The following is a 26,269-nucleotide window of genomic DNA, read 5'->3' as shown; positions in this document are numbered from 1 at the left end:
CTCCCCTCTCCCCTTGTGGGAGAGGGTGGATCGCCGCATAGCGGCGAGACGGGTGAGGGGTATCCATCCTCACGAACGATCTCACAAGTGGAGAGAACCCCTCATCCGGCGCTTCGCGCCACCTTCTCCCACAAGGGGAGAAGGAAGGACAGCCGCAAGGTCACCTGAACACATGCAGCGCCACATACTGCAGCAGCATGATCGCCTTGGCGTCGATGATGCGGCCGTCGGCGATCATCGCCAGCGCCTCGTCGATGGACAGCTCCAGCACCTCGATGTCCTCGCCCTCGTGCTCCAGGCCGCCGCCGTCGCTCACCCGCATCTCGGGCTCGTATTCGGCGACGAAGAAATGCAGCTTCTCGGTGATGGCGCCGGGGCTCATGAAGGCCTCGAACACCTTGTGGACATGGTGCAGGCGATAGCCGGTCTCTTCCTCCGCCTCGGCGCGGATGCGCTCCTCGGGCTCGGCGTTGTCGAGCACGCCGGCGGCGGCCTCGATCAAGAGGTCGTCGTAACCGCGGATGAAGGCCGGAAGGCGGAACTGGCGCACCAGGATCACGGTCCGTCGCGCGAGATTATATGGCAGCACGGCGGCGGCATTGTCGCGCTCATAGGTCTCGCGATGCTGGGTCTGCCACTCGCCACTTGCGCGCCGGTATTCGAAGGTCGTGGTCTTCAGCGTGGTCCAGCCGTCCGAGAGCACGCGGACGTCCTTGATGCGGACGCGGTCGGAAAGGGTCATGCCTCGATCTCAATTGCTTGGCGTGGTCGCACGGCCGTCGAGCCACTTCTGGAACATCACGGATGTCGACAGCTCGAAGCCGAGCGAGCCATAGAACGCGTTGGCCTGCGCGTTCTCGCGACGGACCAGGAGCTGCAGCTTCGAAATCCCGGCGCTTCGCAGCCGGTCCTCGGCCGCCGCCATGATGATGCGGCCATAGCCGCGCTTCTGACAGCTGGGATCGACGGCGACGTAATAGACCCAGCCGCGATGGCCGTCATGGCCGACCATCACGGTGGCGACGATCGCGCCATTGTCGCGGCCGACCAGCACGGTGGAATTGTCGCGCCGCCGCGCTAGTGCGATGTCGGCATGCGGGTCGTTCCAGGGGCGCGTCAGGCCGCAGCGCTGCCACAGCGCGACCACGCCCTCGACGTCGGCATCGGTGATCGCATCGATCGCAAGGGAAGCGCTCACAGCACCTTCCCCGGATTCATGATGCCGAGCGGATCGAGCATCGTCTTGATGGAGCGCATCAGCTCGATCGCGGTTTTGTCCTTCACCTCGGGGAGCTCGTCGCGCTTGAGCACGCCGATGCCGTGCTCGGCCGAGATCGAGCCGCCCATGCGCAGCACGATCTCGAACACCACCGCGTTCACATCATGCCAGCGCGCGAGGAAATCGGCGGTGTCGGCGCCGATCGGCTGGCTGACGTTGTAATGCAGATTGCCGTCGCCGAGATGGCCGAACGGCACCGGCCGGGCGCCGGGGATCAGCTTCACCACGGCCGCATCGGCTTCCGCGATGAATTCGGGCACGGCCGCAACCGGGACGGAGATGTCGTGCTTGATCGAGCCGCCTTCCGGCTTCTGCGCCGCCGACATCTCGTCGCGCAGCTTCCAGAACGCGCCGCGCTGGGCGAGGCTCGCCGCGATCACGGCGTCGTCGACGATCTCCTCCTCCATGGCACGGCCCAGGATCGTCTCCAGCGGCGTGCGGGCATCCTCGCTCGGCGATGACAATTCCATCAGCACGTACCAGGGATGCTTTGCCTCAAGCGGGTCGCGCACGTCGATGCCGTGGCGGACCGAGAAATCCACCGCCAGCTCCGACAGCAGCTCGAAGCTCGTCAGCGCATTGGCGGCTTCGCCTCGCGCGATGGTGAGCAGCTTCAGCGCCGCCGCCGGCGATTTCAGCCCGACGAAGGCGGTCTCGATCGCCCGCGGCTTCGGAAACAGTTTCAGCGTCGCCGCGGTGATGATGCCGAGCGTGCCTTCGGCGCCGATGAAGAGGTTGTGTAGATTGTAGCCGGTGTTGTCCTTCTTCAGCTTTGACAGCGAATTGAGCACGCGCCCATCGGCGAGCACCACTTCGAGGCCCAGCGCCATCTCGCGCGCGACGCCATAGGCGAGCGCCGCGGTGCCGCCGGCATTGGTCGAGAGATTGCCGCCGATGGTGCAGCTGCCTTCGGCCCCGAGCGACAGCGGAAACAGCCGGTCGACCTCGGAAGCCCTGGCTTGCGCGATCTGCAGCACCACGCCGGCCTCACACGTCATGGTGTTGGAGGCGGTGTCGACCTCGCGGATCTTGTCGAGCCGGCGCAACGACACCACCACCTCGCCATTGTGTGGCGTCTGGCCGCCGACGAGCCCGGTGTTGCCGCCCTGCGGCACCAGCGCGATGTTGTGCGCGGAGGCGAGCTTGCAGATCGCGGAAACCTCCGCCGTCGAGCCCGGGCGCAGCACCAGCGGCGAGCGGCCGTGGAACAGATTGCGCTCCTCGGTGACGTAAGGCTCGATATCGGTCGGGTCGGTGATGGCGTGGCGGTCGCCGACGATCTTGCGGAATTGCTCGATCAATTCGGGCGCAAGCGGCGGGGTGGCAGGCTTGTTGATGTTCATGTCCTCGTCTCTTGCTTCAACGCGCCACCGCGGCGCGGCGCAGCCGGTCGTTGATCGCCTCGCCCAGACCATCTTCGGGAATCGGCATCACCGCAATCGCCCGCGGCGCTTTCGCATCGAGGCTGCGAAGATAGCCGAACAGATTGGCCGCGGCTTCATCGAGATCGGCGGTGGGCGACAAATTCATGACGGCCGAGGCGGCGTCAAGGCCCGGCAGGCGCTCCGGGCCGAACGCCAGCAGCGCGTCGCCCGGCGCGACCTCACGTGCATTGAGCCGCACATGGGCGCGCGGTGCGTAGTGCGAGGCCAGCATGCCCGGGGCCAGTGGCTGGCTGTCGTCGCTGCCAGCCTCCGCCGGCGGCCGCGCCAGCTTCGCGCCCAGCACCGCCTCGATCCGCTCGCGCGACAGCCCGCCGGGACGAAGCAGCATCGGCGCGTCGAAGCAGCCGATAATCGTGGATTCCACGCCGACCGTCACAGGCCCGCCGTCGATGATCAGGTCGATCCGCCCGGCAAGGTCGCTCTCGACATGGGCGGCCAGCGTCGGCGAGACGTGGCCGGAGATATTGGCGGACGGCGCGACCACGGCGCCGCCGAAGGCGCGCAGGATCGCCTGTGCGACGGGGTGGGCGGGAATGCGGATCGCCACTGTGTCGAGGCCGGCGGTGGCGAGATCCGCCACCGTGCAGTCCTCGGCCTTCGGCACCACGAGCGTCAGCGGCCCCGGCCAGAACGCCTCCGCAAGCGCCAGCGCGCGCGCATCGAACAGCCCGATCCGCCGCGCGGCTTTGAGATCCGCAACATGCGCGATCAGCGGATTGAACGCCGGCCGGCCCTTGGCGGCGTAGAGATGGGCGATCGCGACCGCATTGGCAGCATCCGCCCCGAGCCCGTAGACCGTCTCGGTCGGAAACGCGACCAGCCCGCCGGCCGCAAGTCGCCGGGCGGCGGCTTCCGCGTCGGCTTCGCCGGCCGGCAATATCAGCGTTTCGACACCCGTCTTCACAGGGATAAAATTCCTCATCTCGGCCGCTTGCAGTGCGTCAAGCCCAACGCTATAAGCCGCCTTCTTGTCGGAGTGTGGCTCAGCCCGGTAGAGCACTGCGTTCGGGACGCAGGGGTCGCAGGTTCGAATCCTGCCACTCCGACCAAGATTTCAACTACTTATAGTTTCCGGGGCGTCGTTCCGCAATGAAATGCGCAATGAAAAGCCTCTTGCCTCCGGGGATAACGCGCTCACGACCTCTTCCTCAAGCGTGGGTTGTGACATATCAGCTTCCGCAGGGAGGGCTGAGTGTCGAGTCCATTTCAGAGGATTGTTCTTTTAAATCGATTGGTTGCTCGGTCGATTTCAAAGGCTCCGAGCCACGCCAAAGTTCCGATCGTCTCCGGCAAGAGCATGTTCGACGCTCTCGAGGAGCGACGAAAAGCAGCGTGGGCTATTGAGTTTTTCGGAAAGTCAGAGACCGAGAGAGAGTCCGAAGAGACGGACGATGAGCGGAAAATCCGGTGCGCCGGATTGAACTTCATCTGGCTCCGAGATCTCAAGTCTCATACACGCGACGGTTTTCGATACTATCAGCTTCTGCTGGAATACGTTGATCAGCAAAAGACAACATTCTCCGTCGTCGACACGGCAAACTTGAACGGACGGGATATCTCCGGCCACGAAAATGAACGCGGGTGCGTGTCAGCCCATGTGGTCGTTCGCACCCCGGTCGTGGCCGTTGATAGCGGCGACTACCGATGTGTGATCGAAGTTGCACACTCAATAAACCGAAAATGATTGAGGATTTCCTGTGTCGGCAGCTTCGCCGATGGGCAACGCAGGACGAACTCTCATTTGACGTACCGGTGCCAGATCCGAAACGAGGAAATGTGCTCAAGCCCTACCGATTCAATCCCCGCCTGGAACTCCACGCCGATGTTGGACGGAACGTCGGGTTTGCCACTGGTCCAGGTGCTGAAATTTCCTATCTAATCTTTACCAAGAGCAAAGAAAAACAATCGATTGCCGGTAAAACCCATATGATCAATGAGGAATTTGACGCCCAAGTTCAATTGAAGGTGTCCGCCAAGCAGGGACCAAACGACCCTAAAGCACGTTTCGAATGGATGAACGCCCTGCGAACCTACTACACACAGCGCGGGTACAAGATTAAGGTGTCATTCCGGCACGTAAACGGTGCGATGATCACCGGGTCGTTGCCGGATGCACTTGCCGGCGCTTCGGATCTGATGATCTGCACAAAAGATGTAATATCTCTCCAGGCAGCCAGAGAGTGGTACACGACAGTCAACCGCGATGTCGTGAAGCAGATGGAAGCCTTGCTGGACAAAGACTCGCTATGGAAAGGTCACGGATAGAGTATCTGGACGTGGAACAGGGCGGGACGCATTCGCGACTGCGCCTGCTTGCTCCTATCCGCTACCTTTCTATCCGTCATCCAGAGAAGCGCCGGTATGACGTGATCGTTCCATTATCCGTCGCACTGGTGGCATGGATCGTTTACGTAGGCGTCCAACCACGCGCCCCACTGTTCGGCGATGCTGGGTTATTGCGGTTTGCCAGAGACCTATTGATCATGGCTGTACCGTTTATGGTGGGGGCGCTGGCGGCAGTATCGATGGGCGCGCCAGGTAACAACATTGATCGAAGGCCAATGGGAGCTGAGCTTTGGCTGGACAATGACGCCCTGACTATGCGCCAATTCCTTTGCTTTCTGCTAGGTTATCTGAGCTTCTTGGGCCTTGTGACGCTATTCGCTGTCGTGGGCGCTGGCTTGATGAGGGACGCGGTTATCAGCTGGACAGCAAGTGCTCCGTTGGCTCGAACAGCGGTCTGGGCAATCGGTAGCTTGATCCTGTCTATGCTTTTATCGTTCTTGTCGGTGACTGTATTTTGGTCGCTCTATTTTCTGACAGACGTTGCTAACCGCAAGGGGAATTAGCGTCGTCCCCCAAACGCTTCGGCCGCCTCTTCCTGGAAATCTGGATGGTGATGGCCATAGTTGGCTTCCAGCTGCTCCACGGTCATCCCAAGCCAGCCAGCGGCTTCCCACATATCGACGCCAGCTTGCATGAGCCAAGTCGCGGCGGTGTGGCGCAAGGAGTGGCGAACCACATCATCGCCCAGTCCCGCATCCTCCAGAATTGCTTCCCAAGCCGACCTGATCTTGCCGGCAAGCGGCTGGCCATCGTGGATGCGGTTGACGATGAATCGTATCTGCTCGCCGTTCCTCATGACGCCCGCTGCTCTGAGTTCGGAGGAACGCTTCTCGTCGATCTTACGCCAGCGGACTAGGTGAGGGCGCAGCCGGCTGGCGATCTTCGCGGGCGGGCGTCGCTTCTTGGTCGACCGCTCCAAGGCTCCCTTGCCTTGGTACACCATCGCGTCCAGATTCATCCAAGGATGAGTCGTTGTCGATAGCCACTGTGTGCGGCGGATCGTCTCTTCGCGGCGCGCGCTGTAAATGCCGACCAACATGAAACGCGCCGCCGGATAGCGACGGCGGATGATCCACCGCTCACGTCTCAAAAGCTTGCCATCTTCACCACGCTTCCAGGTCTCTCGCTCATTGTCCCACACGTAACCAATCGCTGCTGCGAGTAAGCGAGCGGCTTCATTGCGTGTTAGCCACCGGTGACGCCCCTCCGCCTTTGGAGGCAGGGTGATCTTTGGGACCACGCTAAGTGTGTGTTCTGCGTGATAGACGTTGACCGCAGCCCGCAAATCCTCAAGTCGGCGTCGCGCGGTCTGATCTGAGACCGAGCTGTTGCGGGGCTTGATGCCTGCCTTTCTGTTGTTCTCGTTCGGCGTGCCAGTAGACCAGTCTACGAAATCACGACAGAGTTGGGCTTTGAGCTCGCTGACCGTCTTGTCGCCAAAGAAGGTGTTGAGGTCGAGCAAGCGAATGAGCAGCAGATCGTGTTGTGCCCACGCGCGTTGGTCGCTCTTATCCTTGGGGCGCTTTGCAATCTCGTAAGCAGTGAGAACATCAGCTATGGCGAGGGCGCCCGGGTCAGTGGCGCCGATTGTACTTGTATGTCGCCCGCCGATGTAGGTTTCGAGTGCCTTCGCAGCGCCATCAATGTCGTCGCGGCCGAAGCCTGTGCGGATCTGCCGGCCGCGGTCGAGGATGATCCAGGTCTCATCGTCGTCTCGGAACCAGAGTCGTGGTGGCTTGGCTTTGCGGCCCGGCATGACGGCTTGACCAGTTTGCGGATGGCGCGAGGTGTGGTCAAATCTTTGCCTGCCACTTTGGCAATTTCAAGAGTCCCAGTCGCTGCGGCCCTGCGCAACGATGATAAGGTCAATGGACCGTGCGGAAAAAATACGGTAACGGCCTCGATCAGCGTCATCACTTCGTCCTCCCCCCACTGTGCAGGATCGGGCCGGGCTTTGGCGCGAGCGAGTCTATCGATCTTACGCTTCGGCATATCTTGAACGCGGTACTTGTGAGTGCGCGAGGCCCTTCGGATCGGCCACCCGTCCAAGGTGTATGCGAAATCTGCTCTTCGAGAAGCGCGCCTCTCATTACATGCGGCAATTGGCGGTTCCCGAGTGCAAAACGGACAATTCGAGACTCTTAATCAGCGGGTCCCAGGTTCGAGCCCTGGTGCGCCCACCAAGCAAATCAAGCACTTACAGCAGTGCACGTCAGAACGGACCATTCGGTTTGACGTCCGGTTTGAGAAATCTGTTCATTGTCCGTACGCCGATGGCGGGATGGCTGCGCGTTACCGCAGCGGCTAGCTCGTTTCCGCGGCGGCGTGGAGCACTCTCTCACGCAGAAGCCTTGGCGACCGAGATCCCAATCCGTGGTTCCTACCCGTACACTTCGCTCAGCTTTTTGATCGCTGACTCCGCGAGTTCGAGCCGGCCACCCAGGTAGTGCGCGTCCAGAATCTCCTGCACGGTCTTCATCGAGTGGCCGGTGATCGAGGCGATCTCCGGCACCGAGCAGTTGGATAGCGCGAGGCGCGTAACAGCAGTGCCGCGCAAATCATGAAAGTGCAGGTCCTTCAAGGACGTTTTCTTAAAGGTCTTGTCCCAGCTCGTCCTGAAGCCGTCCTCCGTCCACGGCCGTCCGAACGAATTGACCAAAATGGTCACTGCAGAGCGCTTTTCCTTGAGCGCAGCATCAAGCGCCGCCTTTAGCGTCGGCCCCACCGGTATGGTTACACGGCGCCTGCCCTTGCTGCCGCGTCCCTTAGACTGACGCATCCGGATGTACGTGCCATCGTAGTCCTTCCAAGTTAGGCGCAGCAGGTCCCCTTGGCGCTGGCCCGTCCACAGTGCAAGCAGTAGAGCCGCCTGCAGCTCAACGGACGCAACGCTGCAGAAGGCCCGGATGTCCTCGGCGCTCCACACGATCTCCGATCGATCAGAGTCGTAAAGCCGCGCGCAAACGTTCACTGCGATCTTGCCGCGATCCTTCGCAACCGACAGAACACGCGCGATCGTTGTCCAAACGTAGTCCGCCTTGCGCGGCGTATCGGAGAATGAATCACGAAACTCTTTGAAGTCACCCCTCTTCGAGAGCGCCGATTGGCATCGATCCAAACTTGGCCTCGATGAGCTTGAGATATCCGTCGTAAGCGCGCTTACTCTTGTCGCCGAGATCTTTGTACTCGCTACAGTCCTTGAAGTAGTCGATGAGCGAGCTGAACGTCTCGGCAGTCTTCGTTGTGTACGACGACACTGCTTCGTTGTAGAGCCGCATAAACTCCGGTGTGCCGGGTTCCGCGTCAATGCGCGGGCCTCCTTTCCAAGCGTACCAGTAGGTCTTCGATGTACCGTCAGCGAGCTTTTTATGGACCAGTTGATCCCTTTCAGCCGCACTCGCATTCTGGGAAGCCTTCCATGCGTCGTATGGTGTTAGTTGAGCTTCAATCTTAGGCTGTAAACCAGATAGCCGGTCAAGGGCCGCGTCAATAGCTTTTCTATCCCATTTGCGTGGTTCCGGGAATCGGTCTAGGCATGATTCCGCGTCGAACCCATTCGGTGAACGCCGAAAGCGACTCGCAGCCAGCGTAAGCCGCAGCTTGTTTTTTTAGAGATGCCACGCGGCTCGGTCACCCTGTGCTCCACTGCTGTGAATGGCGCCGGATTGCGAGCAAACCCGAAAATGCGGCTGAACAAAGAGCGTCGGATCGGCTGTCGTATGTTCAGCCAGCCTGGCGTGGAAATCGGTCAGGGCATGATCACGGACTTGGAGTGGAACATGATGCGGCACGCGGCAAGAGCGAAGGCGCTCGAAATCTGGACAAGCTTCTAAATATTAAGAAGCACTGCTTTGCGGAGTTTTGTGCCTGCGTCTGATCAGCGCCGCGTGCGGGCGTTCTTGGTGTTGAGCTGCTTTGGTCTCGATCGCTTGTCCTGTGGTGCTGGCGCACAACGGTCTTTAAGTGTTACTAGCTTGGCGATCGCTCGAGCCAAAGCGTCAGGGGTATCGAAGCGAGCGATTCCACGGCGAACGCGAGCCCTCTCAGAAAAGTTTATGGTTCGTTTCGCTTTCCCGTCGGCCGACAGCAGCACGTAATCGAGCACTGACTCGTTATGCTCAGACAGCCTGATGGCGGCGATCCAGCCCTGAGGCAGGCGTGCCCTGCGCTTGATCGACCAATACGGCGCTCGATTTTGCCTTCCGCAGCAGAGGGCTGATCGAATTGAGATGTTGACCGATCCACGCACGCGCAAGTAATCGGTCCGGTTGCTAGAGATGATGCGACCACCAGCTTTCCTGATGGCCATGGCGATGTGAGAGCCGAGCTTGGCCTCTTGCTCTGCCCAGCGCGGGCGCGACTCGAGAAATGCATAGTTTCGCTTGGGAGTGTAGCCGATTAAGCGATACACGTTCATCATGCTGCCGAAGTGAGTTTGATAGGTGGAAGCGCAGGGAAGGCCGACCGTGCTGGCTATGATAGCAGAGCTCAGGCGCCCTTCCTTGAGCAGCGTTTTGCGTAGACGGGCAAGCATCTCCTCTTCAGTGATATCGACACGCCGTTCCTCAATGATCTTGTTTACTTTCAGGAAGACTTCGCGTTCGATGATCGGCTCGATACATCTCTCGCTGGTGATCCAAAGCTCGGGAGGATTGCAGGTGCAGGTCCGCCGCAGCTTGCGTGATCGGCGGTTGAAGGTCAGGTTTCCAATGTAGTTCTCGTTTCTAAGCACCATGTTAACCGCTGCGCGCGTCCACCGAACTCCCGTGCTCGTGAGTATGGCCCTCCGGTTTAGCTCCCGGGCGATAATCGCTTCCGACTTTATCTGCAGAAAGCGCTCGAAGATCCACTTGACCACGGCTACTTCCTCGGGAATGCCGGGGCGCACTCGGACGTGATCAGTCATGAGGTATTTTTGGTCACCGTTCTTCAGCACGCCTCGCGACCGCTGACTCTGATCGACAAGTTCTCGCAAGAGAGCATAACCAGGGCGACCTCCAAGCTTGAAGCCAAGTCGGGCGAACCGGCACTGCGCAGCGTGAACCTTCGCCGAAAGCTCACGACTGTACTCGGCCGCCATTACGCGCTTGATGTTTTTGATGATGCTGGAGAGCACGCTGCCGTCATTATCAAACTGCTCAGCACAATACACGATGTTGATGCCTGCCTGTTTGCACACGAATTCGTAATACGCGCTCTCATCGACGTCCTGAAAGCGGCCCCACCGGCTTACGTCATAGACCAGAATATGACCGAAATCGGCTGCTCCTGTTTGGACATCCTTGATGAGCTGTATAAGACCGGCCCTGTTCTTGATGAGCAGGCCGCTCTCTCCCTCATCGCGATAGGTTCGTACAATGGTCAGGCTATGGGCGTGCGCGTATGCTGCAATCACAGCAGCCTGATTCTGAATCGAGTATTGCTGCCGTTGTGTCGACATGCGGACATATTGTGCCGCTCTCATGCCGAGCTGCGATCGTACCGGATGAGCCTTATAGATCTCGAGCGCGTTGGCCATCATTCTCGCTCCCGAAAGTTACACCGGAGCAAATCAAACATCTATGCGACGCTTGCAGCAATAATTACATCAATTGAAGAAAATAGTCCCGCATCGCCGCCGGTATCGACGCAGTTGGGCGACCACCTCTCTTCGCAGCTCGCGTGCTAAGGAGCTCGTTCAAGGAGCATCTACAACGCCCAGCGGCGGAGGGCGCGATCCGGGAAAAGTATGTCTTCGGTGCGCCGTATAGTTAGCGCATTGGCGGTCTTATACTATGGCTGTATCAATCCTTCTCTGTAATCCGCAATAGATGGGAAGTGCATGTCTCGATCACTGCTCGGATAGGGTTTGAAAAAGCTGGTGCCAATGCCTGCTTTCTTCCAGCTCTGCTAGCAGATCACCGGCGGCTCCTCTGATCAGCCTCGTCTATTCTGGATGGCGCTTACGAGATAGACGCCTCACACCGCGCGTTGCAGGTGCGAGTGTTGGTATTATTCGGTCGCGCCAGCTCGGGTCCAAGCGTGGATCATCGAGGGCGCGACCAAGTAAGGCAACCATTTCGACTCACGCCTCACTACATTGAGACTGAGATTGAGGGCGCGCCTGGACGACAAACCATGGCATTGGTTTCTTAGCGGTGAGAAGCCCGAAACCAGACATTCCGTCGCGTCATCGCGATAGAGGCGGGCCGTCTGCTCAACCAAATGCCGATGATGTCGTCAGGCAAACGACTCTTCTTTTCGGCAGAGCCTCCCATGTTTTAACGCGCTGAATTCGAGTGCAGGAACCTGGCCTTTCGAGCAGCCTGCAGCCTCCTACCATGAGTGGCCGAATGGGAAAGACCCATTCCCACCGGAGCAGGTAATCGATGCTTGGAGCGCTTACCATCCAACGCGACTCTCGCTGATCCCGTCCAGGTACTTGCGCGATTGCACGATTAGCATGCCCGATCGTTCGATGAGCGAAGTGATGGCTTCATTTCGAGGCAGTCGTTTGCAAGGCTCGCCACACCGCACACGGTTACAGGTCCGAAAGGATCGAGCGCAACCTGAAATTACACCTGGTACTTCTGTTCGCCTTGCTGATGCCGTGAAGATCGCATTTCCTTTAGGGGAATGACGGTCGCGGGTTTGCGTCGCGAGCGCGATCGGAGTCAATTGATTATTCAGAAGATTGCCGGCAAAGATTTACAACGCTGGCTCATATAGAACGGATGAGAGAGCTATGCCGCGAAGAAGCAAGGGCGCCCGACTTCAGCTCAAGGCTGCCCGCCGAAACAAGAGCGGAAAGATCACTCACCAGCCAACCTGGATCATCAGAGACAACGGCCGGGATGTCAGCACAGGCTGCGCTGCAGATGAGATTGCGGCCGCGGAGGAAAAGCTAAGAGACTACATAAGCTCTAAACACACCCCGAAGCGACGAATTCGCCACATAGACGATATCGCTATTGCGGATGTCCTCTCGATTTATTTGGACGCGCAGCTGGACAAGCTTCGCGGTCGTTTCAAGGTCGATAGCGAGAGCGAAGATACGATTCCCGATATCCGCAAGTTCAAGAAGCGGATCGAACGGTTGAACGAGTGGTGGGGAGCAAAAATGCTGGGCGAGGTAAATGGGGAGGCATGTCGCTCGTACGCCAAGAAGCGCGGCAAAAGGGGAGGCGCGCGCAGAGACCTTGAAGACCTCCGCGCTGCCATTGGTCACCATGCAGGTGAAGGATATCATCGGGAAATCGTGAAGGTGTCGCTGCCTGAGAAGGGGCAACCCCGAGACAAGTGGCTGACGCGCAGCGATGCGGCCAAATTGGTTTGGACCTGCTGGCGCTATCGCGAAATGCAAAAAGGCTCTCGCCGACCGATGGAGGACGTGAAGGTCCCCACAAGCAAGCGTCCCCTTCGCCATCTTGCGCGGTTCATTTTGCTGGGCATCTACAGCGGAACCCGTGCGGGAGCTATCGCAGCCTCGTCTCCAATTCCGGCGATCGGTCGCTCCTATGTAGACCTGGAGCGCGGTCGCTACTACCGTCTGAAACAGGGCAGCGCCAAAACCAACAAGCGGCAACCGACGGTGCCCATCCCCTTTCGCTTGCTAGCTCATCTGCGGCGCTGGCATCGGATTAATCCAGAGGCGAAGCATTTCGTCGAGTACAACGGAAGGCCGATTACCTCGGTCAAAACGGCGTTCAAGAGTGCTGTGAGGCTTGCAGGGCTTGGTCCGGGCATCTCGCCTCACACTCTGCGACACACCGCGGCTACTTGGCTGATGCAGAGAGGGGCAGATCCTTGGCAGGCGGCAGGCTATCTCGGAATGTCGCTTGAGGTTCTGCTCAACACGTATGGCCATCACCATCCCGACTATTTGTCCGACGCCGTCGAGAAAATCGCCAAGCGCGAGCCCGCGGGCGAACGAAAAGCGGTCGTATCTGGTGCGGTTTCTGGTGCGGTGATTCCGATCAGACGAAACGGGGCCTGATAAGTTGCTGATTTTATTGGTGGGCCCGGCAGGACTCGAACCTGCAACCAGACCGTTATGAGCGGCCGGCTCTAACCATTGAGCTACAGGCCCCGCCGCGAGGCGGCCGCAGGTAGCGCGGCCGGCAACGGTGCGCGGTTCGTTTACAGGGCCTGAGGCGGGGGTGCAATGCTGGCGCTGGTGGATGGGGAACGCCGGCACGGCATCATTGATAAATTTCGAATAACCGAAATTGGCGATGATGGCTGTATAACCCTGTTTTGCCCGACGAAGCAAACCGCGTTTTCGCAGGTTTTTTCGACGTGGGGCGGTAACCCATTGAAATCACTGGCCTCGTCTACTGTGCATGGGGTTGTTTTCGCAATTTGTTTGAGGGGGCCTGTTGGCCCCCTCGAACATGTGCGGCTGCGCTCGGCGGCACGGCCGCTGCCTAGTCCACCGAGACCCCGGCGAACTCGACCACCTTGCGCCACTTCGCGGTCTCGTCCGCGACCAGCTTGCCGAACTCGGCCGGCGTCATCGGCTTGGGGATGCCGCCAGTCTCGGCGAGCTTTGCCACCAGCTTCGGGTCCTTCAGCGCTTCGCCGACGGCCTTGTTGAGGATCTCGATCACCTCGGCCGGAGTGCCCTTCGGCGCGGAGATGCCGTAGAAGCCGACCGATTCGAAGCCTGGCACGGTCTCGGCGATCGCGGGCACGTCGGGCGCGCTCGGCCAGCGCTGCGGCGAGGTCACACCCAGCGCACGGACGTTGCCGCCCTTCACCTGCTCCATCGCGGAGGGCAAATTGTCGAAGATGAGCTGCACCTTGTTGGAGATGATGTCGGGATAGGCGACCGCCGAGCCGCGATAGGGCACGTGCACCATGTCGCACTTCGTCATCGCCTTGAACAGCTCGGCCGACATGTGCACCGAGGTGCCGTTGCCGGAGGAGGCGTAGGTGATCTTGCCGGGATTGGCTTTGCAATAATCGATGAACTCCTGGACCGTCTTCGCCGGAAACGCGTTGGAGACGACCAGCATGTTGGTGAGCTGCATGATGCTCGCGACTGGGGTGGTGTCGCGCAAAAAGTCGAACGGCAGCTTCTTGTAGAGCGAGGTCGAGATCGCGTTGTTGGGCGCGACGAACAGCAGCGTGTAGCCGTCCGGCGGCGAGCTGATCGCGGCCGCCGCGGCGATGTTGCCGCCCGAGCCGGTGCGGTTCTCGACGATGAATTGCTGGCCAAACCGGTCCGACAGCCACTGCGCCATGATCCGCGCCACGATGTCGACCGGGCCGCCGGCGGAAAAGCCGATCAGCCAGTGCACGGGCCGGTCCGGATAGCCGGCGGCGGCGGGAGGGGCGGCGCTGAAAAGACCGAACAGGACTGCGAGCCCGAAAACACCGTGACGCAAAATTCGCAACATGACACCTCCCATTATTCTATTGTCTTTGCGCGGCATGCTTTCACAAAATCAGGTCGCTGCCTACATCGTCGCAAGTCGGTGTTGACGCAGGTCCGTCAGGGGCGACCATGAGATTCGCGATGATCCTTCTCGGTGCGGCGCTGCTCGCCAGCCCCGCCGCCGCCCAGACCGGAGGCACGGCCATTCCGACCGCGACGATCAGCTTGGGAACAGCGACGCCCGGCGGCGGCTTCCCGCTCTATGGCAACGCCTTCGCGGAGGTGATGAACGCGGCCGATCCGCATCTCACCATCGCCCCGCGCAACACCAAGGGCAGCAACGAGAACATCCCGCTTCTAGAGAAGGGCGAGCTCGATCTTGCGCTGGTTGCGGGCGAGCCGGCCTACGAGGCCTTCGCCGGCATCGGCCGGGCGCCGGTTCGGCTCAAGATCCTCACGGCGATCTATTCCAACCCCGGCATGTTCGTGGTGCGCGCCGACAGCCCGTACACAACGATCCGCGATCTCGTCGGCCAACCCGTCGCGTTTGGCGCCAGGGGCTCCGGCCTGCCGATCCTGGCCCGTTATGTGCTCGATGGTCTCGGCCTTAAGCAGGACGAGGACTTCAAGGCTGTTTATCTCGACCGCGCCGGCGACGGCCCCGCGATGGTCGAGGACGGCCGCGTCGCCGCGCTCTGGGGCGCCGGCATCGGCTGGCCCGGCTTTGCCGCCGTCGCTTCGAGCGCGTCGGGCGCGCGCTTCATCGCGCCGAGTGCGGACGAGATCGCCCGCATCCGCGCCAGGCATGCCTTCCTGAAGCCGCTGACCGTGCCGGCCGGCTCCTACCCGAAGCAGACCGAGCCGATCGCCTCGCTCGGTTCCTGGAGCTTCATCCTCACGCGCGAGGATCTGCCCGACGACGTCGCCTACCGCCTCGCCAAGACGTTGCACGGTATCGAGGCGACGTTCTGCAAGAAGCTCGCGCAGGCCTGCGAGACCACCGCCGCGAACACGGTCGCGGCCGCGCCGAGGCCGGAGCTGATCCATCCGGGCGTGATGAAGTATTTTCGCGAGATCGGGGTGGTGAAGTAGCGAGTGGCGAATTGCGAATAGCGAATGGAAGCTTCCATTCGCTACTCCCTATTCGCCACTCGCCAATCTCACTTCTTCACCAGCGGGCACGCCGGGTCCGGCGGGCCGAACGCCTTGTCGCCGGAAATGGTCGTGAGGATCTTGTAATAGTCCCACGGATATTTGCTCTCCTCCGGCGTCTTCACCTGCACCAGCCAGAGGTCGTGCACCATCAGATTGTCCTCGCGAAGCTTGCCGTTGCGGGCGAAGAAATCCTCGATCGGCTTCTCGCGCATCTTGGCCGCCACTTTCAGCGGATCGTCGCTGCCGGTCTCCTTGATGGCGTTGAGATAGTGCATCACGCTGGAATAGACGCCGGCCTGCCACATCGACGGCATCCGGTTCATCTTGGCGAAATAGCGCTTCGACCATTCGCGCGTCTTGTCGTCCATGTCCCAGTAGAACGAGGTGGTCAGCAGCAGGCCTTGCGCCGCCTGTAGGCCGATGCCGTGGATGTCGGTGATCAGCGCCAGCAGCGCCGCCATCTGCTGGCCGCCCTTGAACACGCCGAACTCGGCGCCGGTCTTGATCTCGTTCATGTTGTTGGGGGGACCGGCGGCAATGCCGATGATCTTGGCCTTGGAGGCCTGCGCCTGCAGCACGAAGGAGGAGAGATCGGGTGTTGCCAGCGGCGGCCGCACCGAGCCCAGCACCTTGCCGCCATTGGCGGTGACGACGGCGGAAGCGTCGCGCTCCAGCGAATGGCCGAAGGCGTAATCGTCGGTGATGAAGAACCAGCTGTCGCCGCCGCGCTTGACCACCGCATCCGCAGTGCCGACCGCGAGCGCGCGGGTGTCGAACACCCATTGGATGGCATAAGCCGAGCAGAACTTGCCGTGGAAGTCCGCGGTGCCGGTGGAGTGGGTGATGAACAGCCGCTTCTTCTCGTTGGCGATGGTCTGCACCGCGAGCCCGACCGCCGAGACGGGCACGTCCACGATCAGATCGACCTGCTCGACGTCGAACCAGCGCCGCGCCAGCGAAGCGCCGATGTCGGCCTTGAGTTGGTGGTCGCCGATCACGACGCTGATCGGCTTGCCGAGCACCTTGCCGCCGAAATCGTCGATCGCCATTTGCGCCGCGGTCACCGAGCCCTGGCCGGTCGGCGCCGAGGCCGGGCCGTTCATGTCGGTGAGCACGCCGATCTTGACGACGTCGTCGGAAACCTGCGCCGACGCCGCGCCGGACAGCACGGTCGCCAGCAAGGCGGCCGCGACGGGCACTCCAAATCTGATTGGGTTCACGCTCGTCCTCCCTGATCCGGCTCATTGGCCGGTGTTGCTTGTCCGGGTATGGCCCGGTCGAATTGGTTTCTTTTGCAACTATTAGGGGGCTGGCGTCAATGTCAGGCTGCGAAGCGGATCTGTCCTGCGGGGGAGGGATCGTAGCCGGTCAGCTCCTCCGCGCGCTGGCGCAGCCGCCGCTCGTTCAGGAAGCGGAGCAAGGCCTGCATGGCGGGGCGGAAATAGCTGCGCTGCCGCATCGCGAGGTCGAAATTCTCCCAGACCAGCGGCACGAAATCGAGACCGGCCGAGCGCGCCGCGGCGCGCGTCGCGATGCCGCAATCGGCCTGGCCGGCGCGAACCAGCTCGGCCAGATCCGGGCCGGTCAGCGCCGGCGTCTCGATCCGGCGCAAGTCCCGCATCGAGGCGCCGGCGCGCTTGAGCAGCACGTCGAGCAGCATCTGCGCGCCCGTGCCCTGTTGCCGCATCGCCATCCGGGCCCCGGCTGCGAGCACGTCGGTCAGGCTGTGCAGGTGCTTGGGATTGCCGTGCGGCAGCAGGAGACCCTCTTCGCGGCGCACGAACGCGATCAGCACCGCATCATGCAGGTCCGGCGTGGTCCGCAGCGCTTCGATGCTGGCATCGCTAGCGAAATTGTCGCCGGCGTCGAGCGCGTGGAAGTGCACCGCCGCAGCCATCACCTCATTGCGCTGCAAGCGCTCGAGCCCGCGCGCGCTGCCCTCGCTCATCGATCCGAGCCCCGAGCCGGACTCGCGCAGGCTCCAATCGAGCAGTTCGTCGTGGCTGCCGCCGACGACCGGCGGCGGCTCGGCGATCAACATGCCGGCCGGACGCGCAAGGCCCGACAGGACCCAGAGGTCGAGCTCGTGCCGTGGGAACAGCCATTTTCCCGTCACCTTGCTGCAGGGGATCGCACCGGTGGTGACGAGCTCGTAAAGCTTGCGTTCGCCGAGCCGAAGGTAATCGGCGGCTTCGCTGGTGGTCAGGAATTCCATCCTGCATTCCTATGCAAATTCTTGCTTCTTTTTGACGTCCGACGCAGGTGGAATTCTGCATTTCAGATATTTGTCGCAGGGAACCATGCCCGATCATCTCGCTGCTTTGCAACACATCCGCACGCGCGATCTCTGCTTTGGTGAACGATCCTAAAGAGATCGCGCGCCCGGTGCGCCGCGATGAAGTTGCCGAAATTTCCCGGCCGGCAGCGCAAAAACGCGTCACGAGTGCGGCGCAATCGATCATCATCATGACGGCGTCAAACCTGAGGGAACCCGATCATGGGCCGCCTGTCCGTTGCACTTGCGCTTCTCTGCGGCCTTGCCGCAGGCGTTGCGGCTTCGGCCGCGGAGGACCGCAGCATTGTCCTCGCTTCGACGACGGCGACGCAGGAATCCGGGCTGCTCGACTATCTGCTGCCGATCTTCCGCGACAAGACCGGCATCGACGTCACCGTGATCGCGCGGCGCGCCGACGAAGTGCTCGATGGGGCGCGGCGGGGTGAGGTCGACGTCGTGCTGATGCACGCGCGGCCTCAGGAGGAGAAGTTCGTCGCCGACGGCTTTGGCGTGAAGCGATACGACGTGATGTACAGCGACTATGTGCTGATCGGGCCGAAGAGCGATCCCGCGGGCGTAAAGGGCAAGGACATCGCGACGGCGCTGAAGGCGATCGAAGCCAAAGGCGCGCCGTTCGTGACGCGTGGCGATCGGTCGGGCACTCATGCCGCGGAGCTCGCGCTTTGGATCGTCGCCGGCATCGACATCGCGAGCGCCAAGGGCGCCTGGTATCGCGAGGCCGGGCCCGGCATGGCCGCATCGCTCGGGGCCGCGCGCGCGGCCAATGCCTATGTGCTTGCGGATCGCGGCAGCTGGATCGCGTTCAGCGATCGCGGCGATCTCGACATCGTCGTCGAAGGCGACCGGCGGCTGCTCAACCAATATGGTGTGATGCTGGTGAACCCTGCGAAGTTCCCGAACGTGAAGAAGGACCTCGCGCAGATCTTCGTCGATTGGCTGACATCGCCGGAGGGGCAGACGGCGATCGCCGGCTACAAGGTGGACGGACAGCAGCTGTTCTTCCCCAATTCGGACAGGTCGGGCGGCTGAGGGGTGAGGCCGGCACCGCCGGCGGTTGCCAAACCGGACGATGCATGGTCCTCATGGCGCATGACCCAGCGCCTGCCGCCTTCGCTCACGCCGCTCGACACCGCGCTCGCCGCGCTGCTGCGGGGCGTTGATCCCGTCGCGCCGATGGAGGTGCCGCTGGCGGACGCAATCGGCTGCATCGCGGCGGGTGCGCCGCTGCTTGCCGCCTATCCTTCCCGGGATGTTGCGGCCGTAGATGGTTGGGCGCTATCTGCCAACGATCTCGTCGGGGCGTCCGCTTACTCGCCCGTGCCGCTGGCAATGGCTCCTGCATGGGTCGAGGCGGGCGAGGCGATGCCGGCGGGATGCGACTGCGTGCTCGATGCCGACGCCGTGGAGACGTCGGGGCCGCTTGCCCAGGTGCTCGCAGAGGGCGCGCCGGGGCAGGGTGTCAGGCGCGCAGGCAGCGACATCACCGCGCGTAGGGCCGTGGGGGACGCCGGCCATCCCATCCGTGCGGCGGACCTGTTGCTGGCGCGTGCGGCGGGCGGGGACAAACTCGCCGTGAGGCGGCCGCGGCTGCGCATAGTCAATGTGCCGGGTGGGACGGTCGCGGCGCAGACGATTGCCGGGATCGCGCACACAGCGGGACTGGATGTGGAAACGCGTCCAGCGCGTGCGCGCGATGCAGCGTCGATTGCCGATGCGCTCGATGCGTCCTCCTGCGATGTCCTGCTGACCATCGGCGGCAGCGGCGTCGGCCGCCAGGACGCCGCCATCGCCGCCCTCGCCCGGCGCGGCGAGGTCATGGCGCACGGCCTTGCGCTGCAGCCGGGGCGTACGGCGGCGGTCGGACGGCTGGGACGAGTTCCCGTCGTCGCCTTGCCCGGCTCGCCCGATTCCGCGCTTGCAGCTTGGCTTGCACTCGCGCTGCCGCTCGCGGACCGTTTGTCGGCGCGTCGGCCGCGTCGAAAAGTGTCGCTGCCGCTTGCGCGAAAGATCGCCTCCAGCGTCGGCATCACGGAGATCGCTTTGCTGGCTGAGGAACATCGTGCCTGGATGCCGCTTGCCGTGGGCGAATGGCCGCTTCAGGCCATCGCCCGTGCGGACGCATGGCTGCTCATTTCCGCCAGCGACGAGGGATTTGCGGCAGGTACGCCGATCGATGCGTATCTGATGCGGGCGTGATAAGGGTTCTGGCATGACGATGATCCCGAAATCACCGGACCGCAGCGCGCTCGAGCAGGAGCAGTTCCTCAAGATCCTGTCGCGCGAAGAGGCCTTGGCGCGCTTCGAGGCGGCCTTGTTCCCGCGCGCGCTTCGAACTGAAACGCGCAAGCTCGCAGCCGCGCTGGGCGCTGCCCTCGCCGAAGATATCACGGCAACGATCGACGTGCCGCCGTTCGACCGCTCCAATGTCGACGGCTTTGCCGTGCGCTCCGCCGACCTTGCGGCGGCCGGCGAGGGCGCGCCCGTGCGCCTCGCGCTGAATGGCGAGACCGTTCATTGCGGGACCGCGCCGACGCTGCAGGTGGCGGCCGGAACCGCAACGGCGATCGCCACCGGCGGTCCGTTGCCGCGCGGCGCCGATGCCGTGGTGATGGTCGAGCACACCCAGCCGGCCGGCCAGGATGCGATCGATGTCCGTCGCGCCGTCTCGCCGGGGCAATTCGTCTCGTATGCCGGCTCCGACATCGCGCGGGGCGAGGCGCTGCTGCGCGCCGGCACCATCATCGGCTCGCGCGAGATCGGCATGCTGGCGGCTTGCGGCATCGCCGAGGTGGGTGTCGCGCGCAGGCCGCGGGTTGCCGTGATCTCCACCGGCGATGAGCTGGTTCAGCCCGGCGAGGTGCTCGGGCCCGCCGAGATCTACGATACCAATGGCGCCATCGTCGCGGCCGCGGTCGACGAAAACGGTGGCGAGGCCGTCTTCCTCGGCGCTGTTCCGGACGACGAAGCCAGGCTCGAAGCCGCCATGCGCAACGCGCTTGCGGAAGCCGACATGCTGGTGCTCTCGGGCGGCACGTCGAAAGGCGCGGGCGACCTCTCTCATCGCATCATCAGCCGGCTCGGCGCACCCGGCATCATCGCCCATGGCGTCGCGCTCAAGCCCGGCAAGCCGTTGTGTCTTGCGGTGTGCGACGGCAAGCCTGTCGTGATCCTGCCGGGTTTTCCGACTTCGGCGATGTTCACCTTCCACGACATGATCGTGCCGGTGCTGCGCAGGATGGCCGGACTGCCGCCGCGCTCCGATGCCAAGGTGAACGCGACCGTGCCGGTACGCATCGCTTCCGAGCTCGGCCGCACCGAATTCGTCATGGTCTCGCTGGTTGAGGGCAGGGAGGGCCTCATCGCCTATCCCTCCGGCAAGGGGTCTGGTGCGATCACGTCCTTTGCTCAGGCGGACGGCTTTCTGCGCATCGACGCACTTGCCGACCAGATGCCGGCCGGCACCGAGACCGAGGTGACGCTGTTCACGCCGCATGTGCGCGTGCCGGATCTCGTCATCGTCGGCAGCCATTGCACCGGCCTCGATCTCGTCACCGAACAGCTCGCGCATGCTGGTCTCACCGTGCGCTCGATCGCGGTCGGCAGCCTCGGCGGGCTTGCAGCAGCCAAACGTGGCGAATGCGATCTCGCGCCGATCCATCTGTTCGACGATCGCAGCGAGACCTACAACACGCCCTATCTCGTCGAAGGACTCGAGCTCGTCGCCGGCTGGCGGCGGATGCAGGGCATTGTCTTCCGCAAGGGCGACAAACGTTTCGAGGGCCTGAGCGCAAGGGATGCTGTTGCCGCAGCGCTCGCCGATCCCGCCTGCATCATGGTCAACCGCAACCAGGGCGCCGGCACCCGCATCCTGATCGACCGGCTGCTCGGCGGCGCGCGGCCGGAAGGCTACTGGAACCAGCCGCGTTCGCACAATGCGGTGGCGGCGGCCGTCGCGCAGCACCGCGCCGACTGGGGCATGACCATTGCGCCGGTCGCCCACGCGGTCGGCCTCGGTTTCATTCCGCTCGCGGAAGAGCATTATGACTTCGCGGTGGTGAGTGCGCGAAAGCAACGGCCGGCAGTGCAGGCTTTTCTCGACGCACTCGGCTCGAACGAGGTACGCGCGTCGCTCGCGCGAGCGGGCTTCCGGCCCGCATAGACGAGGGACCACGACGCGTTCGAGCCATGAGAGGTCTACGGCTACGATGCCTGGTCGGTACGGCTGGCGGCCTGAGCGGCCTGCTCTCGCTTGCGCTCACGATCCTCGGCCTCGGCAAGCGCGCGCCGCGCGGCGGGTGGCAGCGGCTTTGGATCCGGCGGCACCTCGACGATGTCAGGCTTGCTCAGCTGCCTCGTGCGATCGATCGTCTCGGAGAGATCGAAGACGAAATCGACGAATTCGAAGATCGTATTCAAGAGAGGGGCGGCCATGGCTTCGTCCGGGGAATGTCCAGACCTGTGGTCGCTCCCGTTCCAGGTCCGGTTCAAGACGCCATGAACTTGGCGGGGCGCCGCAGCGACCAACGAACATGAGCCAGGTCATGACCGCATCGACGCCCCTCAATTTCCGCAGGATCGCTGCTCTCGTCGCGGCGGCCGGCACGCTGTTCTGGCTCTACACCTTCCATTACATCGCGAATGTTCCGCCCGGGGACGGCAGCGGCTTTCAATGGCTCGCGGTGTTTCCGCTGGGCATGGTTTTCGGGGCGTTCTTCCTGCCGGCTTGGCTGCTGGTTGCGATCGGCCGTTTGCCGCGCTTCACCACTGCCGTCGGCATTTGCGGCCTGATCGCCTTCGCGATCATCTGGGCGCAGCTCCTCAACGAGTTTCCGAAATCATAGAGTCGCTAAGACGCGTCATCCAGCGCCGCCAGCCGCTCGGCCTCGGCGATGTCCTCGACCGTGTTGGCATTGAAGAACGGATCGAGCGGCTCGATCGGCCACGTCACCGTCGCAAGCGGATAGCGCGCGGTCCAGCGGTCGATCTTGCGGAGGTCTTCGACCACGAGGGCGTGGCGCAGCTCCTCGCGCAAGGCGACGCGCCACAGGCCGATCACCGGATGCGACTGCTCGCCTGAGGCTGCGACCGCAAGCTGCGCATTCTCACGCGCGCGCGCCTCATGCAGCTGCGCGACGAGGTCGCGCGGCAGGAACGGGCAATCGCCGGCGGCGCTCAGCACCCATTCGATCTTCGGCCGGTTCGCCGCGGTCCAGTCGAGCGCCGCGAGGATGCCGGCGAGGGGGCCGGGGAAGCCGGGCACGTCGTCGGCGACCACCTGCAAGCCGAACGCGGCAAAGCGGGCGGGATCGCCGTTGGCATTGAGAATCAGTCCGCTGCACTGGGACGCAAGGCGCGCGATCACGCGTTCCAGAATGGTGCGGCCGCCGATGGTGCGCATCGGCTTGTCGCCGCCGCCCATGCGCCGCGCGAGCCCACCGGCGAGCAGCACGCCGAGAGTCGGCGGAACACGCGCCGCGGAAATGTCAGTCGTCACCGCCTTCACCCTTGCGCTTGTGCTTGGCCGATTCCTCTTCGACATAAGCGAGGTTCTGGTCGTAGACGATACGCTCTTCGCCTGCGAGCGCGATGAAGCGTTTGCCGCGGGTGCGCCCGACCAGCGTCAGGCCGACCTGCCTTGCCAGATCGACACCCCAGGCGGTGAAGCCGGAGCGCGACACCAGGATCGGAATGCCCATGCGCACCGTCTTGATCACCATCTCGGAGGTGAGGCGCCCCGTGGTGTAGAGGATCTTGTCGGACGCGTCGACGCCGTGGCGGTACATCCAGCCCGCGATCTTGTCGACGGCGTTGTGGCGGCCGACATCCTCGGTGTAGCAGAGCGGGGTCCCCTCCTTGCACAGCACACAGCCGTGGATCGCGCCGGCCTCCAGATAAAGCGAGGGCATGGTGTTGATGGTCTGCGTCATCTGGTAGAGCCAGGAGGTGCGCAGCTCTGCCTTAGGCAGCGCGACGCTCTCGACCGCCTCCAAGAGGTCGCCGAAGGCGGTGCCCTGCGCGCAGCCGGAGGTCTGCGTGCGCTTTTTCAGCTTGGCCTCGAAATTGGTGTGGTGTGAGGTGCGCACGACGACCACCTGGAGGTCGTCGTCGTACTCGACCTCGGTGACCACGTCGTTATATTTCAGCATGTTCTGGTTCAGCAGATAGCCGAGCGCCAGATATTCCGGATAGTCGCCGATCGTCATCATGGTGACGATCTCCTGGGCGTTCAAATAGAGCGTCAGCGGCCGCTCCATGGGTACCTTGATCTCGACCCTGGCGCCGGTCTGGTCGGTGCCGGTCACGCTCTGGGTCAGGCGCGGGTCGTCCGGATTGGGGACGATCAGGGGCACCGGGGCTTTGTCGATCTTCATCATGGCGGCGAGGTTAGCATGACATTCGGGTCAAGCCGATATAAGCATGGAGGGGAGAGAGCGAAATGCCACCTTGTCGTCATTACGAGCGCAGCGAAGCAATCCAGGATCTTTCCGCAGCGGCAGTCTGGATTGCTTCGCTGCGCTCGCAATGACGGGGAGGGGATGGTGGTTCCATCGGCGAGCGCTGGTTGCTGGAAAAGAGAGCTGGAATGAAAGTCATCGGCCTTGCAGGCTGGAGCGGTGCGGGCAAGACCACGCTGTTGACGCGGCTGATCCCGCATTTCGACGCGCAGGGCCTGCGCGTCTCCGTGATCAAGCATGCGCATCACCAGTTCGACGTCGACGTGCCCGGCAAGGATTCCTGGCGCCATCGCGAGGCCGGCGCGGCGGAGGTTCTGGTGGCCTCGTCGAAACGCTGGGCGCTGATGCATGAGCTGCGCGGGGCGGCGGAGCCGCGGCTGCCGGAGCTGCTCGACAAGCTCTCCGCGGTCGATCTCGTCGTGGTCGAGGGATTCAAGCGCGAGCCGCACCGCAAGATCGAGGTGCATCGTGCCGCCAACGGCAAGCCGCTGCTGTTTCCGGACGATCCCGGAATTGCCGGGATTGCGACCGACGTCGCGATTGACACGAGGCTGCCGACTGTCCATCTCGACGATATCGAAGGCGCGGCGGCATTGATGATACGGGCGGCGATGCCGGTCGAGGAAGCGGTAGCAAGAAGCGCCGCGACACGCTGACGAGGCACCATGGCGCAACTGTCGGACGATTGCTTTGCCTTCGGCGGCCCGATGATGTCGGTCGACGAAGCCGTCGGCCTCATCACGACGCGCGTCAACGCCATCGTCGATCTCGAGACGGTGGCGCTGGTCGATGCCGACGGGCGCGTGCTCGCGCGCGATCTGGCCGCGCCTTTGCCGCTGCCGCCGTTCACCAACTCCGCCGTCGACGGTTACGCCGTGCGCAACGCCGACCTTCCGGCAAGCGCAGAGCAGGCCTTCCCGCTTGACGGCCGCATCCAGGCCGGCGGCCTTGCGCAAGCGCCGATCAAGCCCGGCCACACCGCGCGCATCTTCACCGGCGCCCCGATGCCGCCGGATGCGGAGACGGTCTTCATGCAGGAGGACGTCCGCATCGATGCTTCAGGCAGGATCGTGCTGCCGCCGGGGCTGAAGCCCGGCGCAAATGTGCGGCCCGCAGGCGAGGACATTCCCCAAGGTCAGGTCGCGCTGCGCGCCGGCCAGCGCCTGCGGCCGCAGCACGTCGCCCTTGCCGCCGCGTTCGGCCTGACAAGGCTCGACGTCGTCAGGCGCATCCGTGTCGCCGTGTTCTCGACCGGCGACGAGCTCGCCTCGCCCGGCGAGCCGCGCGCCGCCTCGCAATTGTTCGATTCCAACCGCTTCATGCTGATGGCGATGCTGCGGCGGCTCGGCTGCGAGGTCAGCGATCTCGGCATTCTGCGCGATGAGCGAGCGTCGCTGGCGCGCGGCCTGAAGCAGGTCGCAGGCGGCCATGACCTGATCCTCACCACCGGCGGCGTCTCGACCGGCGAGGAGGATCACGTCAAGGCGGCGGTGGAGAGCATCGGCTCGCTGGTGCTGTGGCGGATGGCGATCAAGCCCGGCCGTCCCGTGGCGATGGGCATCATCGGCGGCACACCGTTGATCGGACTGCCCGGAAATCCCGTCGCGAGCTTCGTGACATTCGTCCATGTGGTGCGACCGACGGCGTTGGCGCTGTCGGGCGCCTTGCCGGAGCCGCTCTTGGCGATCCCGCTGCGCGCGGCGTTCACCTACAAGAAGAAGGCCGGCCGGCGTGAATATGTGCGCGCCTCGCTGCGGCGCGCGCAGGACGGCGGGCTCGAGGCGATCAAGTTCCCGCGCGAAGGCGCCGGGCTCCTATCCTCGCTGGTCGAGACCGATGGCCTCGTCGAGCTCGGCGAGGACATCACGAATGTCGAGCCGGGGCAGGACGTGGGCTTCCTGCCCTACGCCAGCCTGATCTGATGCCTCCTAACGT

Annotated in this window: 25 protein-coding genes and 2 tRNA genes; 12 read left to right on the top strand and 15 right to left on the bottom strand. The window is 63.1% G+C overall.

Annotated elements, in window-relative coordinates; translation table 11 throughout:
• Positions 1-160: 160 nt before the first annotated feature.
• Genes I6F28_RS00935 through I6F28_RS00920 form a run of 4 tightly spaced genes read right to left on the bottom strand, consistent with a single transcriptional unit; the run spans position 161 to position 3,646 of the window.
• Positions 161-742: an NUDIX hydrolase gene (locus I6F28_RS00935; protein ID WP_036028286.1), complete on the bottom strand. Its 582-nt coding sequence runs from the start codon at positions 740-742 to the stop codon at positions 161-163.
• A 9-nt stretch (positions 743-751) separates the two neighbouring features.
• Complete coding sequence (locus tag I6F28_RS00930) at positions 752-1,198, bottom strand: GNAT family acetyltransferase (RefSeq protein ID WP_225139064.1); 447 nt, start codon at positions 1,196-1,198, stop codon at positions 752-754.
• Positions 1,195-2,622 (bottom strand): FAD-binding oxidoreductase, encoded by a 1,428-nt coding sequence (locus I6F28_RS00925; RefSeq protein ID WP_225139063.1) that lies wholly within the window; start codon positions 2,620-2,622, stop codon positions 1,195-1,197. Before I6F28_RS00925 ends, I6F28_RS00930 begins: the two co-directional genes overlap by 4 nt.
• A gap of 16 nt (positions 2,623-2,638) precedes the next feature.
• Positions 2,639-3,646, bottom strand: a complete 1,008-nt coding sequence (locus I6F28_RS00920; protein ID WP_225139062.1) for an L-threonylcarbamoyladenylate synthase — start codon at positions 3,644-3,646, stop codon at positions 2,639-2,641.
• A 50-nt stretch (positions 3,647-3,696) separates the two neighbouring features.
• Here I6F28_RS00920 and I6F28_RS00915 point away from each other — a divergent pair.
• The 4 genes from I6F28_RS00915 to I6F28_RS00900 all read left to right on the top strand — a co-directional run bounded on the left by I6F28_RS00915 (position 3,697) and on the right by I6F28_RS00900 (position 5,573).
• Positions 3,697-3,773: transfer RNA gene (locus tag I6F28_RS00915), tRNA-Pro, on the top strand.
• Positions 3,774-3,916: 143 nt separating this feature from the next.
• Positions 3,917-4,408, top strand: a complete 492-nt coding sequence (locus I6F28_RS00910) for a hypothetical protein (protein ID WP_225128279.1) — start codon at positions 3,917-3,919, stop codon at positions 4,406-4,408.
• The gene (locus I6F28_RS00905; protein ID WP_225139061.1) at positions 4,405-4,989 is read left to right on the top strand and encodes a hypothetical protein; all 585 of its coding nucleotides are present in this window, start codon (positions 4,405-4,407) and stop codon (positions 4,987-4,989) included. The genes I6F28_RS00910 and I6F28_RS00905 overlap by 4 nt, the downstream gene beginning before the upstream one ends.
• 11 nt (positions 4,990-5,000) lie before the next feature.
• Entirely contained in the window at positions 5,001-5,573 is a 573-nt protein-coding gene (locus I6F28_RS00900) for a hypothetical protein (protein ID WP_225128276.1), read from the top strand.
• On the opposite strand, the gene I6F28_RS00895 is transcribed toward I6F28_RS00900, so the two are convergent.
• The 4 genes from I6F28_RS00895 to I6F28_RS00880 form a co-directional block, all read right to left on the bottom strand.
• On the bottom strand, positions 5,570-6,826 hold the full coding sequence (locus I6F28_RS00895) for a tyrosine-type recombinase/integrase (protein ID WP_225128275.1): 1,257 nt from the start codon (positions 6,824-6,826) through the stop codon (positions 5,570-5,572). The genes I6F28_RS00900 and I6F28_RS00895 overlap by 4 nt on opposite strands.
• A 624-nt stretch (positions 6,827-7,450) precedes the next feature.
• Complete coding sequence (locus I6F28_RS00890; protein ID WP_225128274.1) at positions 7,451-8,188, bottom strand: tyrosine-type recombinase/integrase; 738 nt, start codon at positions 8,186-8,188, stop codon at positions 7,451-7,453.
• Positions 8,151-8,348 (bottom strand): hypothetical protein, encoded by a 198-nt coding sequence (locus I6F28_RS00885; RefSeq protein WP_225128273.1) that lies wholly within the window; start codon positions 8,346-8,348, stop codon positions 8,151-8,153. Before I6F28_RS00885 ends, I6F28_RS00890 begins: the two co-directional genes overlap by 38 nt.
• Before the next feature lie 599 nt (positions 8,349-8,947).
• Positions 8,948-10,591 (bottom strand): recombinase family protein, encoded by a 1,644-nt coding sequence (locus tag I6F28_RS00880; protein WP_225128272.1) that lies wholly within the window; start codon positions 10,589-10,591, stop codon positions 8,948-8,950.
• Between the two features lie 1,203 nt (positions 10,592-11,794).
• Between I6F28_RS00880 and I6F28_RS00875 the strand changes: the two genes are divergently transcribed.
• The gene (locus I6F28_RS00875; protein ID WP_225128271.1) at positions 11,795-13,045 is read left to right on the top strand and encodes a tyrosine-type recombinase/integrase; all 1,251 of its coding nucleotides are present in this window, start codon (positions 11,795-11,797) and stop codon (positions 13,043-13,045) included.
• A gap of 17 nt (positions 13,046-13,062) precedes the next feature.
• On the opposite strand, the gene I6F28_RS00870 is transcribed toward I6F28_RS00875, so the two are convergent.
• Together I6F28_RS00870 and I6F28_RS00865 are read right to left on the bottom strand one after the other, a co-directional pair.
• Positions 13,063-13,138: transfer RNA gene (locus I6F28_RS00870), tRNA-Ile, on the bottom strand.
• Between the two features lie 337 nt (positions 13,139-13,475).
• On the bottom strand, positions 13,476-14,450 hold the full coding sequence (locus I6F28_RS00865; RefSeq protein WP_225139060.1) for a Bug family tripartite tricarboxylate transporter substrate binding protein: 975 nt from the start codon (positions 14,448-14,450) through the stop codon (positions 13,476-13,478).
• A gap of 107 nt (positions 14,451-14,557) precedes the next feature.
• Between I6F28_RS00865 and I6F28_RS00860 the strand changes: the two genes are divergently transcribed.
• Complete coding sequence (locus I6F28_RS00860) at positions 14,558-15,520, top strand: TAXI family TRAP transporter solute-binding subunit (protein WP_225139059.1); 963 nt, start codon at positions 14,558-14,560, stop codon at positions 15,518-15,520.
• A 68-nt stretch (positions 15,521-15,588) separates the two neighbouring features.
• On the opposite strand, the gene I6F28_RS00855 is transcribed toward I6F28_RS00860, so the two are convergent.
• Both I6F28_RS00855 and I6F28_RS00850 read right to left on the bottom strand, forming a co-directional pair.
• Complete coding sequence (locus I6F28_RS00855) at positions 15,589-16,803, bottom strand: ABC transporter substrate-binding protein (RefSeq protein WP_225139058.1); 1,215 nt, start codon at positions 16,801-16,803, stop codon at positions 15,589-15,591.
• Between the two features lie 101 nt (positions 16,804-16,904).
• On the bottom strand, positions 16,905-17,798 hold the full coding sequence (locus I6F28_RS00850) for a substrate-binding domain-containing protein (protein ID WP_225135022.1): 894 nt from the start codon (positions 17,796-17,798) through the stop codon (positions 16,905-16,907).
• 282 nt (positions 17,799-18,080) lie between these two features.
• Between I6F28_RS00850 and I6F28_RS00845 the strand changes: the two genes are divergently transcribed.
• The 3 genes from I6F28_RS00845 to I6F28_RS00835 are packed head-to-tail and all read left to right on the top strand — an operon-like array spanning position 18,081 to position 22,038.
• Positions 18,081-18,908, top strand: coding sequence for an ABC transporter substrate-binding protein (locus I6F28_RS00845; RefSeq protein WP_225139057.1), 828 nt, complete (start codon positions 18,081-18,083; stop codon positions 18,906-18,908).
• Positions 18,909-18,968: 60 nt separating this feature from the next.
• The gene (locus tag I6F28_RS00840) at positions 18,969-20,075 is read left to right on the top strand and encodes a molybdopterin-binding protein (protein WP_036026618.1); all 1,107 of its coding nucleotides are present in this window, start codon (positions 18,969-18,971) and stop codon (positions 20,073-20,075) included.
• Positions 20,076-20,088: 13 nt separating this feature from the next.
• Positions 20,089-22,038 carry a molybdopterin biosynthesis protein gene (locus tag I6F28_RS00835; RefSeq protein ID WP_225139056.1) on the top strand — a complete coding sequence of 650 codons (1,950 nt, stop codon included), beginning with the start codon at positions 20,089-20,091 and terminating at the stop codon, positions 22,036-22,038.
• Positions 22,039-22,079: 41 nt separating this feature from the next.
• On the opposite strand, the gene I6F28_RS00830 is transcribed toward I6F28_RS00835, so the two are convergent.
• The gene (locus I6F28_RS00830; RefSeq protein ID WP_036011421.1) at positions 22,080-22,310 is read right to left on the bottom strand and encodes a hypothetical protein; all 231 of its coding nucleotides are present in this window, start codon (positions 22,308-22,310) and stop codon (positions 22,080-22,082) included.
• A 110-nt stretch (positions 22,311-22,420) separates the two neighbouring features.
• Between I6F28_RS00830 and I6F28_RS00825 the strand changes: the two genes are divergently transcribed.
• The gene (locus tag I6F28_RS00825; protein ID WP_225139055.1) at positions 22,421-22,720 is read left to right on the top strand and encodes a hypothetical protein; all 300 of its coding nucleotides are present in this window, start codon (positions 22,421-22,423) and stop codon (positions 22,718-22,720) included.
• 5 nt (positions 22,721-22,725) lie between these two features.
• On the opposite strand, the gene mobA is transcribed toward I6F28_RS00825, so the two are convergent.
• Entirely contained in the window at positions 22,726-23,382 is a 657-nt protein-coding gene (mobA, locus tag I6F28_RS00820; protein WP_225139054.1) for a molybdenum cofactor guanylyltransferase MobA, read from the bottom strand.
• Entirely contained in the window at positions 23,363-24,253 is an 891-nt protein-coding gene (gene fdhD, locus I6F28_RS00815) for a formate dehydrogenase accessory sulfurtransferase FdhD (protein WP_036011418.1), read from the bottom strand. Before fdhD ends, mobA begins: the two co-directional genes overlap by 20 nt.
• A 209-nt stretch (positions 24,254-24,462) precedes the next feature.
• Here fdhD and mobB point away from each other — a divergent pair, with 209 nt between their 5' ends.
• A complete protein-coding gene (gene mobB, locus I6F28_RS00810; protein ID WP_225139053.1) occupies positions 24,463-24,990 on the top strand; it encodes a molybdopterin-guanine dinucleotide biosynthesis protein B in 528 nt (175 codons plus the stop codon).
• Between the two features lie 9 nt (positions 24,991-24,999).
• The gene (locus I6F28_RS00805) at positions 25,000-26,256 is read left to right on the top strand and encodes a molybdopterin molybdotransferase MoeA (protein ID WP_225139052.1); all 1,257 of its coding nucleotides are present in this window, start codon (positions 25,000-25,002) and stop codon (positions 26,254-26,256) included.
• Positions 26,257-26,269 lie beyond the last annotated feature (13 nt).

The sequence above is a fragment of the Bradyrhizobium sp. NBAIM14 genome (assembly GCF_020193895.1).
In the GTDB taxonomy this organism is placed as follows: domain Bacteria; phylum Pseudomonadota; class Alphaproteobacteria; order Rhizobiales; family Xanthobacteraceae; genus Bradyrhizobium; species Bradyrhizobium yuanmingense.
The sequence above is the reverse complement of the archived record's forward strand: the minus strand, read 5'-3'. Positions and strand labels throughout refer to the sequence as shown.

Bases quoted from the DNA above. Each gene is read 5' to 3' on its own strand.
- I6F28_RS00925 (WP_225139063.1), bottom strand. From the start codon at position 2,622: ATGAACATCAACAAGCCTGCCACCCCGCCGCTTGCGCCCGAATTGATC.
- fdhD (WP_036011418.1), bottom strand. From the start codon at position 24,253: ATGATGAAGATCGACAAAGCCCCGGTGCCCCTGATCGTCCCCAATCCG.
- I6F28_RS00885 (WP_225128273.1), bottom strand. From the start codon at position 8,348: ATGCGGCTCTACAACGAAGCAGTGTCGTCGTACACAACGAAGACTGCC.
- I6F28_RS00840 (WP_036026618.1), top strand. From the start codon at position 18,969: ATGACCCAGCGCCTGCCGCCTTCGCTCACGCCGCTCGACACCGCGCTC.
- I6F28_RS00805 (WP_225139052.1), top strand. From the start codon at position 25,000: ATGGCGCAACTGTCGGACGATTGCTTTGCCTTCGGCGGCCCGATGATG.
- mobB (WP_225139053.1), top strand. From the start codon at position 24,463: ATGAAAGTCATCGGCCTTGCAGGCTGGAGCGGTGCGGGCAAGACCACG.
- I6F28_RS00905 (WP_225139061.1), top strand. From the start codon at position 4,405: ATGATTGAGGATTTCCTGTGTCGGCAGCTTCGCCGATGGGCAACGCAG.
- I6F28_RS00850 (WP_225135022.1), bottom strand. From the start codon at position 17,798: ATGGAATTCCTGACCACCAGCGAAGCCGCCGATTACCTTCGGCTCGGC.
- I6F28_RS00935 (WP_036028286.1), bottom strand. From the start codon at position 742: ATGACCCTTTCCGACCGCGTCCGCATCAAGGACGTCCGCGTGCTCTCG.
- I6F28_RS00845 (WP_225139057.1), top strand. From the start codon at position 18,081: ATGGGCCGCCTGTCCGTTGCACTTGCGCTTCTCTGCGGCCTTGCCGCA.
- I6F28_RS00875 (WP_225128271.1), top strand. From the start codon at position 11,795: ATGCCGCGAAGAAGCAAGGGCGCCCGACTTCAGCTCAAGGCTGCCCGC.
- I6F28_RS00830 (WP_036011421.1), bottom strand. From the start codon at position 22,310: ATGGCCGCCCCTCTCTTGAATACGATCTTCGAATTCGTCGATTTCGTC.
- I6F28_RS00865 (WP_225139060.1), bottom strand. From the start codon at position 14,450: ATGTTGCGAATTTTGCGTCACGGTGTTTTCGGGCTCGCAGTCCTGTTC.
- I6F28_RS00920 (WP_225139062.1), bottom strand. From the start codon at position 3,646: ATGAGGAATTTTATCCCTGTGAAGACGGGTGTCGAAACGCTGATATTG.
- I6F28_RS00825 (WP_225139055.1), top strand. From the start codon at position 22,421: ATGACCGCATCGACGCCCCTCAATTTCCGCAGGATCGCTGCTCTCGTC.
- I6F28_RS00835 (WP_225139056.1), top strand. From the start codon at position 20,089: ATGACGATGATCCCGAAATCACCGGACCGCAGCGCGCTCGAGCAGGAG.
- I6F28_RS00895 (WP_225128275.1), bottom strand. From the start codon at position 6,826: ATGCCGGGCCGCAAAGCCAAGCCACCACGACTCTGGTTCCGAGACGAC.
- I6F28_RS00860 (WP_225139059.1), top strand. From the start codon at position 14,558: ATGAGATTCGCGATGATCCTTCTCGGTGCGGCGCTGCTCGCCAGCCCC.
- I6F28_RS00880 (WP_225128272.1), bottom strand. From the start codon at position 10,591: ATGATGGCCAACGCGCTCGAGATCTATAAGGCTCATCCGGTACGATCG.